13 protein-coding genes are annotated in these 14,238 nt (G+C 63.7%); 5 read left to right on the forward strand and 8 right to left on the reverse strand.

Annotated elements, in window-relative coordinates:
• Positions 1-101: 101 nt before the first annotated feature.
• On the reverse strand, positions 102-1,751 hold the full coding sequence (locus tag CIT31_RS32165) for an ABC transporter substrate-binding protein (RefSeq protein ID WP_095521814.1): 1,650 nt from the start codon (positions 1,749-1,751) through the stop codon (positions 102-104).
• A 43-nt stretch (positions 1,752-1,794) separates the two neighbouring features.
• Positions 1,795-3,345 (reverse strand): trimethylamine methyltransferase family protein, encoded by a 1,551-nt coding sequence (locus CIT31_RS32170; protein ID WP_095521815.1) that lies wholly within the window; start codon positions 3,343-3,345, stop codon positions 1,795-1,797.
• Positions 3,346-3,437: 92 nt separating this feature from the next.
• Between CIT31_RS32170 and CIT31_RS32175 the strand changes: the two genes are divergently transcribed.
• Positions 3,438-4,352, forward strand: a complete 915-nt coding sequence (locus tag CIT31_RS32175; protein ID WP_095521816.1) for a LysR substrate-binding domain-containing protein — start codon at positions 3,438-3,440, stop codon at positions 4,350-4,352.
• A gap of 6 nt (positions 4,353-4,358) precedes the next feature.
• On the opposite strand, the gene CIT31_RS32180 is transcribed toward CIT31_RS32175, so the two are convergent.
• Complete coding sequence (locus CIT31_RS32180) at positions 4,359-5,348, reverse strand: zinc-dependent alcohol dehydrogenase family protein (RefSeq protein ID WP_095521817.1); 990 nt, start codon at positions 5,346-5,348, stop codon at positions 4,359-4,361.
• A gap of 104 nt (positions 5,349-5,452) precedes the next feature.
• On the opposite strand from CIT31_RS32180, the gene CIT31_RS32185 reads away from it, so the two are divergent.
• A complete protein-coding gene (locus tag CIT31_RS32185; RefSeq protein WP_095521818.1) occupies positions 5,453-6,355 on the forward strand; it encodes a LysR family transcriptional regulator in 903 nt (300 codons plus the stop codon).
• An 81-nt stretch (positions 6,356-6,436) separates the two neighbouring features.
• A complete protein-coding gene (gene mutL, locus CIT31_RS32190; protein ID WP_095521897.1) occupies positions 6,437-8,311 on the forward strand; it encodes a DNA mismatch repair endonuclease MutL in 1,875 nt (624 codons plus the stop codon).
• 203 nt (positions 8,312-8,514) lie between these two features.
• On the opposite strand, the gene CIT31_RS32195 is transcribed toward mutL, so the two are convergent.
• Positions 8,515-9,408 carry a DMT family transporter gene (locus CIT31_RS32195; RefSeq protein ID WP_095521819.1) on the reverse strand — a complete coding sequence of 298 codons (894 nt, stop codon included), beginning with the start codon at positions 9,406-9,408 and terminating at the stop codon, positions 8,515-8,517.
• A 90-nt stretch (positions 9,409-9,498) separates the two neighbouring features.
• On the opposite strand from CIT31_RS32195, the gene CIT31_RS32200 reads away from it, so the two are divergent.
• Both CIT31_RS32200 and CIT31_RS32205 read left to right on the forward strand, forming a co-directional pair.
• Positions 9,499-10,425, forward strand: a complete 927-nt coding sequence (locus CIT31_RS32200; protein WP_082982519.1) for a LysR substrate-binding domain-containing protein — start codon at positions 9,499-9,501, stop codon at positions 10,423-10,425.
• A 143-nt stretch (positions 10,426-10,568) separates the two neighbouring features.
• Positions 10,569-10,802 carry a DUF2093 domain-containing protein gene (locus tag CIT31_RS32205; RefSeq protein WP_029354089.1) on the forward strand — a complete coding sequence of 78 codons (234 nt, stop codon included), beginning with the start codon at positions 10,569-10,571 and terminating at the stop codon, positions 10,800-10,802.
• A gap of 24 nt (positions 10,803-10,826) precedes the next feature.
• On the opposite strand, the gene lpxK is transcribed toward CIT31_RS32205, so the two are convergent.
• The 4 genes from lpxK to CIT31_RS32225 are packed head-to-tail and all read right to left on the reverse strand — an operon-like array spanning position 10,827 to position 14,209.
• Positions 10,827-11,855 (reverse strand): tetraacyldisaccharide 4'-kinase, encoded by a 1,029-nt coding sequence (gene lpxK, locus CIT31_RS32210; RefSeq protein WP_095521820.1) that lies wholly within the window; start codon positions 11,853-11,855, stop codon positions 10,827-10,829.
• A 1-nt stretch (position 11,856) separates the two neighbouring features.
• A complete protein-coding gene (waaA, locus tag CIT31_RS32215; RefSeq protein ID WP_095521821.1) occupies positions 11,857-13,173 on the reverse strand; it encodes a lipid IV(A) 3-deoxy-D-manno-octulosonic acid transferase in 1,317 nt (438 codons plus the stop codon).
• Complete coding sequence (locus tag CIT31_RS32220; protein ID WP_095521822.1) at positions 13,170-13,958, reverse strand: lysophospholipid acyltransferase family protein; 789 nt, start codon at positions 13,956-13,958, stop codon at positions 13,170-13,172. Before CIT31_RS32220 ends, waaA begins: the two co-directional genes overlap by 4 nt.
• A gap of 5 nt (positions 13,959-13,963) precedes the next feature.
• Positions 13,964-14,209, reverse strand: coding sequence for a DUF4170 domain-containing protein (locus tag CIT31_RS32225; protein WP_029354097.1), 246 nt, complete (start codon positions 14,207-14,209; stop codon positions 13,964-13,966).
• Positions 14,210-14,238: the final 29 nt, after the last annotated feature.

The following is a 14,238-nucleotide window of genomic DNA, read 5'->3' on the forward strand; positions in this document are numbered from 1 at the left end:
CTTGGGCGTTAACTCAGGCGCCCTTGGGCGTTAACTCAGGCGCCCTTGGGCGTTAACTCAGGCGCCCTTGGGCGTTAACTCAGGCGCCCTTGGGCGTTAACTCAGGCGTCCAACCAGACGTTCTGGAGATCCATCTCGAAAGTCTGGTGGACAGCGTAATTCTTCACCTTCTTGTCCATGTGGCTGTACAGCTTCTGCCAGAACGGCTGAATGATGACGCCCGAATCCTGCAGGATCTGCTCGATGTCCTTCATCACCTCGCGCCGCTTCTCCACGTCGACGAGCGACAGGGCCTGCTTGAGCTTGGCGTCGAAATCGGGATTCGAATACGCCGTCTCATTCCAGGCCTCGCCGGTGCGATAGCCGAGCGCCAACACCTGAACCCCGAGCGGGCGCATGTACCAGATCGTCATGGAATAAGGATATTTCGTCCAGTCGTTCCAGAAGGTCGAGCCCGGCAGCACCGTTCGCTTCACCTTGATGCCGGCATCGCGCAACTGGCCGGCGATCGCATCGCCGGTGTTCTTCTGCCACTCGTCCTCGACGGTGATCAGCTCATGCTCGAAGTCCGCCTGCCCCGCGTCGGCCATCAGCTTCTTGGCGCCGGCCGCGTCCCGCGTCTTCTTGGGCAGCGGATAATATTCCGGATGGATCGGGCTGACATGGTGGTTCTCGCCGACGGTCCCTCGCCCGGCATAGCCAAGTTGCAGCACGGCGCCGTTGTCGACCGCCATCTGCAGCGCGTTGCGCACCTTTTGGTTGTCATAGGGCTTGTGGGTGATGTTGGTGCGGGCAACCAGTGTGGTCGCTGTCGCGACCTCCGATTTCACCAAATCCATCTTGTCGAGGATGTCGATGAAGTCTGCGGGCGTCTCGAAGTTGATGTCGATCTCACCGGACTCGAACGCGTTCACGGTGGCGTTGAAGTCGGTGCCGTAGTCGATGAATTCGACACTGTCGAGAGGCGCCTCGCCGCCCCACCACTTGCCGTTCTCACGACGCTTGACGACCGCTTTCTGGCCGACATCATAAGAGACAAGCTCGAAAGGTCCAGTACCGATCGGCTTCTTGATCGGGTCGGCGCCGTCGGCGTCAAAGTTGCGGTGGACGACGAGCGCCGGATAGTCGGTGAAGTTCGGGATCAGCGAGATATCAGGCTCGTTCAGCTTCAGCTTGACGGTGTTGTCGTCGACCTTGGTTATGGCGCCATCCCTTGCCTTGCCGGTCTTTGCGTCGATCAGCGCGCCGACGCGCGCGGCCATCGAATTGCCCGAGGCGCCTTTCTCGCACCAGCGCGTCAGATTGAAGACAACGTCATCGGCGTTGAAGGCATCGCCATTGTTCCAGGTCACGCCCTTGCGCAGGTGCAGCGTATATTCGGTGGCGTCGTCATTGACGTCCCAGCTTTCGAGCAGAACCGGTTCGAAGGTGAACTGTTTGGTGTAGCGCACCAGCGGCTCCAGCCAGGTGCGGGTGACGTTTGCCATCTCCACCCAGTCATAAGTGCGGGGATCCTTCTGCGCCTTCACCGACATCGAAACGTGCAGCGTTCCGCCCTTCTTCGGTTCTTCGGCCAAAGCCTGCTCCGGCACGGCCAGACCGATCATGCCGTAGGCAAGGGCCGTCGATGCCCCAAAGGCGCTTGCCAGCGCCAGAAACTCGCGCCGGTCCATCCGGCCTGCACGCGTCTCTGCCGCCATTGCCTCGATCGCATTCGGCACGCGATCGCCGTTGCTTCTGAAGATTGTCATTTTTTCCTCCCGTCTGATTCCCGTCAGGTCTTCGCCTGTCCTATTAACTAACGCTGTCCGGCAGCTTCTCCTCACGCAGCGCAATCAAATCTTCGAGACCATCGGCAATGCCCTCATCGAGCTTCGGCTCCTCATAATCCGCGAGCATGTTGCGCGCTTTGTCGCGGCCGCGCGTGTCGTGGTCCTTTGCCCCTTCAGCCTTCCACTGTTCGTAGGAATTGAAGTCCATGATGCTGGGCATGAAGAAGGCGGACTCGAAATGTTCAAGCGTGTGCTGGGTGCCGAGGAAGTGGCCCTGCGGCCCCACCTCGCGGATCGCCGCCATCGCTTCCTTGAAATCGTCGAACGGAAGGCCGCCAGCATATTTGTACCAGCCAACAAGCTGTTCGCAGTCCGTCGCAAACTTTGAATAGCCGCAGGTCAGGCCGGCCTCGAGCCATCCGGCGGAGTGCCAGATGTAGTTGGCGCCGGCAAGGATGGCGGCATGCATCAGCATGTTCGCCTCGTAGCCCGCCTGGGCGTCATTCAGCTTCGATCCGACATGGAAGCCCGACGTGCGCCAGGGCAGCCGGTATTTCCGCGCCAGCGCCCCCATCAGATACATCATTTGGGCCGCCTCAGGCGTGCCGCCCATGGGAGCGCCGGTCTTCATGTCCACCGTAACCATGAACTGCCCGTAGATCTGCGGCGAACCTGGACGGAGGAGCTGTGTGAACGCGACGCCAGCCAGCGCTTCCGCATTGACCTGCGCGACCGCACCTACGGCAGAGGCCGAAGTCGAGGCGCCGCAGAGGGCGAACGGCGCCAGGATCAGCGGCTGGTTGTGACGCGCATAGACCTTCATCGCGTCCAGCATGGTGGCGTCCCATACCAGTGGCGAGTTGCAATTGGTGATCGCCACCAACACAGGGTTGTCACGGACGTAGTCCTCGCCGAAAACGATGCCTGCCATCGCCATCGTGTCTTCGGCTCGATCCCTGGACGTCACGATGCCCATGAACGGCTTGTCGGAATGCTTCAGCGCCGAATGAATGATGTGGAGGTGACGCTTCGGCACCGCAATTTCCATCGGCTCGCAGATGATCGAGCTCGACGAGTGCAGCGCTGGCGCCATGTAAGCGAGCTTATGAAAATTCTGAAGGTCGGCGAGCGTGCCATAGCGCCTGTTGTTGTCGAGGTCGCGCACGTAAGGCGCGCCATACATCGGCACGAAGATGGAATTCTTACCGCCGACGCGGACCGAGCGCTCAGGGTTGCGCGCATTGAGCGTGAACTCCGGCGGGACTTTCGAGACGAGTTCCATCAAGAGCGCGCGGTCAATGCGGACGCGCGTCTCAGAGACATCGGCTCCGGCGGCCATCCACAGTGCTATGGCCTCGTCGTCACGGAACTCGCAGCCAACCTCTTCGAGGATGGCGAGCGACTCCTGGTGGATAAGCTCGACAGCCTCGTTCGGGACCATTTGGTATGCGGGTATGTTGCGAACGAGCGTCGGAAACGACGCCATGGGAGTTCCCCGCAGCGCCTTGCGGCCTAGGCGGCCGCCACCTCGGCGGCTGGCGTGTTCGGTGACTTCGGCGGCCGGTGCGTTCATGGCAACTCTATCCTCCCAATGATGACCAGCGTAGCGAGAGAAAATATGGCTGTGACGCTGGAAAATCCTGATCTCTTGTATAAGCTCAGCTTATGCGAAGCTTGCGCCATCTGCTGCCGTCGGCCGGCAGCCTGATTGTTTTCGAGGCCGCCGGGCGGTTGTCGAGCTTTACCGCCGCCGGGCGAGAGCTCGGCATGACGCAGGCTGCCGTGTCCTATGCGATCCGCGGCCTCGAAGAGCAGCTGGGCGCGAAACTGTTCCAGCGCCGCCATCGGCAGGTCAGCCTTACCGAAGCCGGCGACCACTTCCACGCCGACGTCTCGCTCGGCCTGTCGCACATCCGCAGGTCAGCGGAGGACCTGCGCCAGCAGGCGACCGGCGGCCATGTGACGCTCGCCGCGTCGACGGCCTTCGCCTCGTTCTGGATGATGCCGCGCCTGCAGCAGTTTCGCGACGAACTGCCGGGCATCGACCTGCGCATCCAGACCGCCGACCGTGATCTCGACATCATCGCCGAAGACATCCCGCTCGGCGTTCGCGGCGGCGAACCGAGGGAATGGCCGGACTATCATTCGCTGCCGTTGGCCGATGAGGAAATATTCCCAGTTGCGGGCGCGAGCTATGTGGCGCGATTCGGGCTGCCGGAAACGGTCGAGGATCTCCCTTCACACCGGCTGATCCATCTCGAAGAGCCGTTTCGCGATGCCGCGAGCTGGGACGAGTGGTTCCAGTCGGCCGGGGTCAACATCACCGATGCCGGGCGCGGCTTGCGCATCAACGATTATGCGCTGGTGATCCAGGCGGTTATGGAAGGCCAAGGCATTGCGCTCGGCTGGGGTCACCTCGCCGAGCGGCTGCTGGCGTCGGGACTGCTGGTGCGTGCGACCGGCCACACGATGACGACCGGCAAGGGATTTCATATCATCTGGTCGAGAAACCGCGAGCTCAGCGACAACGCCCGCAAGGTTCGGGACTGGCTGGCCGCGCAAGCGCGAGGCTCCCATTAATGCTCGTCAGATCGTCACGACGATCGTGCCGAATTGCTCGTTCGACTCGAGAAAGCGATGCGCCTCGACGATCTGCTCGAATGGAAAGGTTTTGGCGATCACCGGCCGAAGCGACCCCGACATCAACCCGTCAAGGATGAACGTCTTGGCGGCCTCCAACCGCGCCGGATCGCCAGTGATTTCGTGGACGAGATAGCCGCGCAGCGTCAGCGTCTTGGCCAGCACGGCGAATAGCGGGAACGGCGTTGGCTCGGGGCTCAAGCCGCCATATTCGATGAGAATGCCACCCCGTGCCATCGCCCCCGTCAGAGGCGCTAATATCGGGCCGCCGACTGCGTCGAACACCACTCGGATGTCCTCCGCGCCGGCGATGTCCTTCAGCCGGGCTTCCAGATCTTCGTCCGCTAAAGAAATAACATGGGCGGCGCCGAACTCGAGCAAGGCCTCTCTCTTGGCAGATGTCCGCGTAGCCGCGATCGGGGTCGCGCCAACCATGTTGGCAATCTGGATCGCGGCGAGTCCGACACTGCTTGATGCCGCGGTAATGACGACAAAATCGTCCCTGCTGAGTTTGGCAATGTCGATCAGTGCGCCATAGGCGGTGAGATACTGCGTCCAGACGGCTGCCGCCTCTTCCCAGCTGAGCGATGGCGGGTGCTTGACCACGAGATTGGCGGGATATGTGGCAATCTCACCATAGGCGGGCCAGCGGGCCATGGATAGTGGCGGCACGACACTGACGGCCTCACCTGGCGCAAAACCGCCCACGCCTTCGCCGACCGCTTCGACGACACCGGCTGCCTCAAGGCCAAGACCGGAAGGCAATGGCGGCGTCTGGATATAGGTGCCCCACCGCATCAGCGCCTCGGCCCGGTTGAGCCCCAACGCCTTGACCCGGATCTGAATCTCGCCCCGACTAGGCTTGGGAATATCGACATTCTCGATGCGCAGAACCTCGGGACCACCATGCTGATGAAAACGAACAACGCGTGCCATCCGGCCATAACTCCAAAATATTTGAACCGAATACGCTATGCCAACAGCCGCCTGGCAGATAAATAGCTGCTTGGGCAAGACAGTAGAAACTGAGAGTTTTGAATATGGATCGCCTTACCAGCATGGCCGTGTTCGTCAAAGCCGTTGATCTGGGCTCGTTCGCGGCGGCTGCTGCCGCTCTCGATCTGTCCGGACCGATGATCGGCAAGCATGTCCGGTTGCTTGAAGAGCGTCTGGGTGTGCGCCTCATCAACCGGACCACTCGCCGCCAGAGCCTGACAGACTTCGGGCGGGCTTATTATGAGCGCTGCCGGCTGGTGCTCGCTGAAGCCGAGGCTGCAGATGCACTCGCGGCCGATCAACTTTCCGAACCACGCGGAAAGCTGCGCGTCATCATGCCTGTGCATTTCGGCCGGCGCTGCGTAGCCCCAATCCTGCTGGAGCTTGCGCAGCGATATCCTGCTCTGGAACTCGACCTGTCGTTCAGCGATCCCATCGCCGATCTTGCAGAGGATGGCTGCGATCTTGCCATCCGGACCGGCATTCTGGAGGACCAGGCCGGCGTGATCGCGCGGCGCATCGCGCGCCAGCGCATGGTCGTCTGCGCGTCGCCATTCTATCTCGAGATGCACGGGTGGCCACGGCAGCTAGAGGATCTCGGCAGCCACCAGGCCATCATCTACCGCCGTTCGGGCCGTGTCGTTCAACCTTGGCTGTTTCCGCGCGATGATCAGGCCGCGGTGGAGGTCATGCCGGTCAGCCGCTTGCGGCTCGACGACCTCGCTGCGATCGCCGATGCCGCGGCCGAGGGCATGGGGCTTGCCTGGCTGCCATACTGGCTGGTCCGTGAACACATTCAGACCGGCGCACTTCTCGTGCTGCTGCCGAAACAGCCGGGATTTCTTTACGACGCCTATGCGCTATGGCTGCAGACGCCTCACTTGCCGCTGAAGGTTCGTCTGGCCGTCGATGCGCTGGCGGCAGCACTGCCCAGGGTGATGACGTGAAATGCAGGAGTGCGGTGGGCGGCGCGGATACCTCTATTCTGCCTCTCCCGCATGGGCGGCGAATCCGCGTATAGTGCCTTCATGCCCATCCGCCAGCTTTCCGAAACGATGATCAACCAGATCGCCGCCGGCGAAGTCATCGAGCGTCCGGCAAGCGTGGTCAAGGAACTGGTCGAGAACGCACTCGATGCCGGCGCTGCCCGGGTCGAGATCGTCACCGCCGGAGGCGGGCTCAACCTGATCCGCGTCACCGACGACGGCTGCGGCATCCCGGAGAATGAACTGGCGCTGGCGATCGCACGCCATTGCACCTCGAAGCTCGCCGACAACATTCACGACATCCGCTCGCTCGGCTTTCGCGGCGAAGCGCTGCCGTCGATCGGCTCGGTGGCGCGGCTGTCGATCCGCTCGCGCACGGCCAACGGCGACAGCGCCGCCGAGATCGGCATCGAGGGCGGGCGCGTGTCCGCCGTCAGGCCGGCGGCCGCCAATCGCGGCACCACGATCGAGGTGCGCGACCTGTTCTTCGCCACGCCGGCGCGGCTCAAATTCATGAAGGGCGAGCGCGCCGAAAGCTCGGCGACCAGCGATGTGATCAAGCGCATCGCCATCGCTTTCCCCGCCGTGCGCTTCACGCTGACCGGTTCCGACCGCTCGACGCTGGAACTGCCGGCGACCGACGACAGCCCGGAAGGCCGGCTGCGCCGCGTCACGCAAGTGATGGGCGCCGACTTTCCGGAGAATGCCATTGCCATCGACGCCGTGCGGGACGGCGTGCATCTCGCCGGTCACGTCTCGATCCCGTCGTTCAGCCGCGCCAATGCGCTGCAGCAGTACGCCTATGTCAATGGCCGGCCGGTCCGCGACAAGCTGATCGCCGGCGCTATTCGCGGCGCCTTCGCCGACGTGCTGCCGCGCGACCGCCATGCAGTGACGGTGCTGTTCCTGACGCTCGATCCGGCCATCGTCGACGTCAATGTCCATCCGGCCAAGGCCGATGTCCGCTTCCGCGATCCGGGGCTGGTGCGCGGGCTGATCGTCGGCGCCATCCGCGAGGCGCTGGCCAATGCCGGCATCCGTGCCGCCACCACCGGGGCGGCCGGCATGATGGCGGCGTTCCGGCCGGGCGCGGCGTCCTATGCCCATGCCGGTCCGGCAAACGGCCATCGCAGCTACGAAGCGGCCTACCGGGCCTCCCGCTTCGCCGGTTTCGACGCCTCCCGCTCGCCGCAACGACCGCTGGACATGGGGCTTGAAGACACGGAATTCAGAAATGGTGGCTTCGGCGAAAACGATCAGGCGGCGTTCGACGCCGGACCGCTTCACAGCGCCGACGCGCGTGCCGGGCAAGCCGAAGCGGCGGAGACGCTGCTTGGCATGGCGCTGGGCGCCGCACGCGCGCAGGTGCACGAGAACTACATCGTCGCGCAGACCAAGGATTCGCTTGTCATCGTCGACCAGCATGCAGCGCATGAGCGGCTGGTCTACGAGGCGCTGAAGAACGCGCTGCATGCGCGCGCCGTGCCGTCGCAGATGCTGCTTTTGCCCGAGGTCGTCGACCTGCCGGAAGAGGATGCCGAGCGGCTTGCCATGCATTCCAAAACGCTGGCCCGCTTTGGCCTCGCCGTCGAGCGCTTCGGCCCGGGTGCGGTCGCGGTACGCGAGACGCCGTCGATGCTCGGCGAAACCAATGTCCAGCAGCTGGTGCGCGACCTTGCCGACGAGATCGCCGACAACGACACGGTCGACACGCTGAAGGAGCGGCTGGACAAAATAGCCGCGACCATGGCCTGCCACGGCTCGGTAAGGTCCGGCCGCCTGCTCAAGGCCGAGGAGATGAACGCGCTGCTGCGCCAGATGGAGGCGACGCCGGGGTCCGGCACCTGCAACCATGGACGGCCGACCTACATCGAGCTGAAGCTTGCCGACATTGAGAGACTTTTTGGAAGGCGGTAGGGAACTCGCAGGGCGCAGACCCCCGCCCGGACCTTCGGTCCTACCTCCCCACAAGGGGAGGTAGGGAGCTTAGCCGTGGACGCTTCGCGAAGAGCTTACTCTCCCCTTGTGGGGAGGGTCGCTGCGAAGCAGCGGGGTGGGTCCGAAAAGAGCCGCTGTACAGCGGCTCTTTTCGAGTCAAGAGACAGCCCCAACCATCAGATTCACCTCTTCAAATTCACCACGATCACGCCTCCCAGCGCCAGTGCACCACCGAGAATACCGAGCAGCGTCGGTACCTCGCCCAGCCAGAAGAAGCCGATCAGCGTCGCTACCGGCGAAACCAGATAGAGGAAGTTCGAGGCACGGGCTGCAGGCAGACGGGAAAGTGCTGTTGCCCAGGCGGCGTAGGCGATGAGGCTGGGCACGATGCCGAGAAAGATCACGGCGCCGAGGCCGGCGCTATCGGCAACCGCCGCCTGCTTCAGGCTGCTCGGCAGGAAAGGCAGCAGGCAGAGCGCGCCGAGCACCATGTTCGAGGCCGAAATGGTCAGTGGATGATGACGGGCAAATAGCGGCTTTTGCACGATGGTGTTGACGGCCGAGCACAGCGCCGAGCCGAGGATGAGCAGCGCGCCAGTGTTGAAATGCAAGCCTTGCCCCTCGCCCATGGCGATGATGCCGATGCCTGCGAACGAAATCGTGGTGCCGGCCCAGGCCAGGCCTGAGAAGCGTTCGCCGAGCAGCACCATCGCCATGATCGCGGTAAAGATCGGGCTGACATTGATGATGAAGCCGGCAGCACCGGCCGAGACGGTCAGCTCGCCGAAATTGAGCATTGCCGTGTACAACGCAACGAAGACGGCGCCGCCGAAGGCAAAGCGCCACAATTCATCGAGCCGGGGCAGCGCCGGCTGTTTGACGGCGAGGAAGATCGCCGCCGGCACCGCCGCGATGGCGAAGCGCAGCGCGCCAAGTTCCAGCGGCCCGAAAGCCACGAGGCCGGCGCGGATCGCCGGAAAGGCTGAGGCCCAGCCGACCACTGTCAGTGCCACAGCAATAACTGCTGTGGTGTCCACCCGCTGTGTCGAATTCAACGTGCCGGTACAGGCGTTCATCTCGTATCCTCGGGCCTTTATTGTCCTGAGGACACAAAACGCCTTTCCTGACCGGTTGACAAACGACCAAATCGAGGATCACCTGTGACTATGGATCACAGCTCGGATGCGATGTTGCCGCTTGAAACCCTGCGCGCCTTCGACGCCGCGGCGCGGACGGGCAGCTTTTCGGCCGCTGCCGAAAAACTCAATCTCACTCACGGCGCCGTCAGCCGGCAGATCGCCAAGCTCGAGGACTGGCTCGGGCTGAAAGTGTTCGATCGCGGCGCGCGCGGCGTTTCGCTCACGATCGAAGGCAACCGGCTGCATCTGCGCACCACTGAGGCCTTTGCGCTGATATCCAGCAATTCGGACCGTTGGATCGAGCCGCGCGGCACCGCCGTGGTGCGGCTGACCTCTATCCCCTCGGTCAGCGGGTTGTGGCTGATGCCGCGCATGGCGGCGCTGGAAAACAATCCATCCAAGCTGCGCATCGTGCTCGACGTCGATATCCGTCAGGCGGATCTTGCCGACGAGGGCATCGATCTGTCGATCCGCTGCGGCCGCGGCCGCATTCCCAGCCGCGTCTCGGTACAGCTGTTCGAGGAACATGTGTTTCCGGTCGCCTCGCCGGACCTCGCTAGGGAGATCGGCCGTGGCGACCCAGCCCGGCTGCTCAAATTTCCGTTGATCAATGATTCGGACGCTTCGGCCTGGCGCGCCTGGTTTGCCGCCCAGGACATGGACTATCGCCCGCGTCCACAGGACCGCCGCTTCGAGGACTACAATCTGGTGCTCGATGCTGCCGCCCACGGCCTCGGTATTGCGCTGGCGCGGCCGCCAATGATCGAGCATCAACTGAAGTCAGGCCGCATCGTCGCTGTGGACGACCGCATCGTTCTCAGCCCGATATCCTACTGGCTAGACCGGCCTATAGGGCGACCGCGCGCCGCCGCCGCCGAGCTTGCCCGGCGCATTGCGGCCCAGGCCGGGCTGGCGCCGGAAAAGATCGAGGATTTCATTGTAGCCGAGCAGTAGGATGCCGGACATCCACTTAGCCGGCTTGCTCGGCTGGTTGTCGTCTGAAACAGAGCCGACCAAACCCAATCTTGTCTCGCTCCAAGCTTGACCTTGCCGGCATTTTGTGGCGATGACATCCTCATGAACCTTGGCTCCCTGTCATGATGAACCGCTTCGAAGGCCCCGGCGGCAAGGAAGCCCGTATCCGCTACCTAGACGGCGACTTCCAGGTGACCAGCCCCGGCGCCTTCGTGCGCTGCGCGGTCACCGGCGAAAGCATCCCGCTCGATGAGCTCAAATATTGGAGCGTCGCCAGGCAGGAGCCCTATGCGAGTGCCGCGGCCTCGCTGCGCCGCGAGATCGAGGCAAATCCCGAAATGCGCAGCCGGCGCTAAACCAGCTTCCGGATCGGCTGCAAGTCAGCCCTGAAGCTTTCGCTGCCGCCAGGCATCCAGCGTCTCGTCGATGATGCGTTCAGGCACGTGGTCGGGATCGAACACGGTGTCGATCTCCAGCACATCGAGCTGTCCGAGGAAATCGGCGGACGCGGCATCATGGCGCAGCCGGGCGGCGTCCTTGGCGGTGGTGATGAGGCCAAGTCCGGCACCTCGCGCTGTCGTTGCCAGTTCGGCAAGCTCGTCCTCGCCATAGAAATGATGGTCCGGAAACGACCGGGTCAGCGCAATCTCGCCGCCGGCCTCACGGACCGTGTCGAAGAATTTGTCGGGATGGCCGATGCCGGCAAAGGCGAGAAATCGCTTGCCGGCCAACCCCGCCTTGCTGCTTGGCCGTGTACGCGCCTCGAAGATCGGCCGGCCGGCACGCGCCGCCTGGCGGACGACCGCATCGGCAGCAAGGCCCTCGCCCATCTTCAGCAGCCCGCTGGTGAAAACCAGTTGGTCGACGATATCAGCCCTGAGCGGACCGCCAGGAATGACGTGGCCGTTGCCGACGCCGTAGCGTGCATCGACGACGACCAGCGCATAGTCGATATGGATGCGCGCGCTCTGGAAACCGTCATCCATGATCAGGAAATCGCAGCCATGCTTTTCCAGCAGAAGGCGCGCGCCGGCGGCACGGTTCGGCGTCACTGCGACCGGCGCGTGCTCGGCCAAAAGCAGCGGCTCGTCGCCGACATGCTTGGCGGCGTCATGATGCGGATCGACGACATGCGGCTGCGCGAAGGAGCCGCCATGGCCGCGCGACAGGAAACCGGGATTGAGCTGCATGCGCCTGGCCTGCCGGGCCAGGGCGATCGCCACCGGCGTCTTGCCGGTGCCGCCGACGGTGAAGTTGCCGACGCACAGCACCGGCGCCTCGACCTTTTCGCGCGCTGCTGAGCGCATGCGGCGGCCGGCAATGAGCGCATAGATCGCGGACAGCGGCGCCAGCGCCAGCGCCCGCCAGTCCGGTTCTTCCCACCAGAAGGGGGGCGCTTCGCTGGCCATTTTAGCGGCCGTTGGCGCCCTTGAGGCGCGACTTGACGACCAACGGCTGAATGTAGGGTTCGAGCGACTTCAACGTGAGCGCCAGCGCGCCGCGCATCTCGTCGACGGTCGCCGCGCCGGCCGCCATCATTTCATGGCGAGCCACCTCGTTGCTCAACAGGAAATTGACGGCGCCGGCCAGCATGTCGCGGTCGCGCACCAGCTTGGCGCCGCCGCTGTCGAGCAGGCGCTGATAAGTTTCGCGAAAATTCTGGACATTGCGGCCGGCCAGCACCGCCGTGTCGAGCATGGCCGGCTCCAGCGGGTTCTGGCCGCCCTCCGAGGTGAGCGAACGACCAACGAAGGCGATCTCTGTCAGCCGGAGATAAAGCCCCATCTCGCCCATCGTGTCGCCGAGCAGAATGTCCGTATCGGCGATGATCCGGTCGCCCTTGCTGCGCCGAGCGACTTTCAGGCCCATGCCGGAAATCTGCGTGGCAAGCGATTCGGCGCGATCGGGATGGCGCGGCACGACGATCGTCAAAAGACCGTGGTGACGCTTGTGCAGCATCGCGTGAACCTCGGCAGCGACCACCTCCTCGCCGTCATGGGTCGAGATCGCCGCCCAGGTCGGTCGGGCGCCGATCTGGCGCTTCAGTGTGTACAGCGCCCTTTCATCGGCCGGCGGCGGCGTGGTGTCGACCTTGAGATTGCCGGATACGGTGACCGGCCGGGCGCCGAGCGAGAGGAAGCGCTCGCCGTCGACATCCGACTGGGCAACAACATGGGCGAGATTCTCGAACAGCGCCTCGGCGATGTTGGCGCGTTTCTTCCAGGATATGAACGAACGGTCCGACAGCCTGCCATTGACCAGCACCTGCGGCACACGGCGCGCGCCGAGCTCCAGGATGGTCATCGGCCAGATCTCCGATTCGGCGATGATCGCCAGATCCGGCCGCCAATGGTCGAGGAAGCGGCTGACCGCCGGCTTGAGGTCGAGCGGCACATATTGGTGGATGATGCGATCGCCGAGCCGTTCGTCGGCAACCTGAGCGGAGGTGACAGTCCCCGTCGTCAGCACGATGTTGACGCCGTAGTCGAGGATGCTCTCGACCAGCGGCACGACGGCGATTGTCTCGCCGACGCTCGCCGCGTGGATCCAGATCACCGGTCCCTCGGGGCGCTCGCGCCCGGCGATGCCATAGCGTTCGCGCCGGCGAATTCGGTCCTCCTTGCCCCTGGAGGTGCGCCAGGCGACATAGGGTCCGATCAGCGGGTAAGCGACTGCGCCTGCGAAACGATACGCCGTCAGGAAGGTGCGCGCCCAGCGCTCGCTCATTTTGAGCCATCCACGAGGCGATAGGCCTCGGCGGTCGCGGCGTTGAGCGCGGCCGTGACCTCCTGGCGCTTGCGTTCCATTTCGGCCTCATCCGCATTGGCCGGAACGAAAACCGGCGCTCCGACGACAATCGAGGAGCGGCCGAACGGCAGGTTGATCGTGGTCTTGTCCCAGCTGCGCTCCAGCACCTTGCGGCGGCTGGTGGCGATGGCGGCGGGCAGGATCGGTCGGCCCGAAAGCCGCGCCAGGAGAACGATGCCAAGCCCCGCATCGCGCGGCGTGCCATGCGGAATATCAGCGATCATGGCGACGTTCTTGCCGGTGGCGAGTGACTTTTTCAGGGCGATCAGCGCTGTGGCGCCGCCCTTGTCGCGACGCTTCGAGCTTTCGCGTCCGCCCGAGCCGCGCACCGCCTCGATGCCGAATTTCTCGATCATCAGTGCGTTGAGCTCGGCATCGGCACTACGCGACACCATGGCGACCAGCGGCCGTCCTTTGGGATAGTAGGCCGGAGTCAGAAGATGCTGGCCGTGCCATAGCGCGATGATGATGGGTTCGAACTGCGAGTAGGCGCCGCCCGACATCTGCGCCGACCCGTCGACGACACGGTTGGTCAGGCGGATGATGCGAACGAACTGCGCAAACAGGCTGGCGATGGCGTTCTTGACGAATCGCGATTGCGCCAGCGGTTCGCGTATTTTGCGCCAGAATGTCTTCGAGGTGCCACCGCGGCGCCCCCTTACCCCGGACCTCGTGGGCGGCCCTTTCACGGCTTCATGATCCATCAATGTCAACCGGCGGCCTTGTTGTCGGGGTCGAGCAACCGGTGCAGGTGAACGACGAAATAACGCATGTGGGCGTTGTCCACGCTGGCTTGGGCCTTGGCTTTCCACGCCGTTTGCGCGGACTGATAATCCGGATAGATGCCGACGATGTCGAGCGCGTCGAGATCACGGAATTCTGTCCCGCCCAGCGTCTTCAGTTCGCCGCCGAACACCAGGTGCAAAAGCTGCTTCTTTCCGTCTTCCGCGGTCATGTCGGTCCTTCACATATCGTGAGTTTGTG

The sequence above is a fragment of the Mesorhizobium wenxiniae genome (assembly GCF_002284535.1).
Taxonomy (GTDB): Bacteria; Pseudomonadota; Alphaproteobacteria; order Rhizobiales; family Rhizobiaceae; genus Mesorhizobium; species Mesorhizobium wenxiniae.

Excerpts from the sequence above, each read along its gene's own strand:
- CIT31_RS32170 (WP_095521815.1), bottom strand. The coding sequence starts at position 3,345 with ATGAACGCACCGGCCGCCGAAGTCACCGAACACGCCAGCCGCCGAGGT.
- CIT31_RS32195 (WP_095521819.1), bottom strand. The coding sequence starts at position 9,408 with ATGAACGCCTGTACCGGCACGTTGAATTCGACACAGCGGGTGGACACC.
- CIT31_RS32225 (WP_029354097.1), bottom strand. The coding sequence starts at position 14,209 with ATGACCGCGGAAGACGGAAAGAAGCAGCTTTTGCACCTGGTGTTCGGC.
- mutL (WP_095521897.1), top strand. The coding sequence starts at position 6,437 with ATGCCCATCCGCCAGCTTTCCGAAACGATGATCAACCAGATCGCCGCC.
- CIT31_RS32180 (WP_095521817.1), bottom strand. The coding sequence starts at position 5,348 with ATGGCACGCGTTGTTCGTTTTCATCAGCATGGTGGTCCCGAGGTTCTG.
- CIT31_RS32175 (WP_095521816.1), top strand. The coding sequence starts at position 3,438 with ATGCGAAGCTTGCGCCATCTGCTGCCGTCGGCCGGCAGCCTGATTGTT.
- lpxK (WP_095521820.1), bottom strand. The coding sequence starts at position 11,855 with ATGGCCAGCGAAGCGCCCCCCTTCTGGTGGGAAGAACCGGACTGGCGG.
- CIT31_RS32200 (WP_082982519.1), top strand. The coding sequence starts at position 9,499 with ATGGATCACAGCTCGGATGCGATGTTGCCGCTTGAAACCCTGCGCGCC.
- CIT31_RS32205 (WP_029354089.1), top strand. The coding sequence starts at position 10,569 with ATGATGAACCGCTTCGAAGGCCCCGGCGGCAAGGAAGCCCGTATCCGC.
- CIT31_RS32220 (WP_095521822.1), bottom strand. The coding sequence starts at position 13,958 with ATGGATCATGAAGCCGTGAAAGGGCCGCCCACGAGGTCCGGGGTAAGG.
- CIT31_RS32165 (WP_095521814.1), bottom strand. The coding sequence starts at position 1,751 with ATGACAATCTTCAGAAGCAACGGCGATCGCGTGCCGAATGCGATCGAG.
- waaA (WP_095521821.1), bottom strand. The coding sequence starts at position 13,173 with ATGAGCGAGCGCTGGGCGCGCACCTTCCTGACGGCGTATCGTTTCGCA.
- CIT31_RS32185 (WP_095521818.1), top strand. The coding sequence starts at position 5,453 with ATGGATCGCCTTACCAGCATGGCCGTGTTCGTCAAAGCCGTTGATCTG.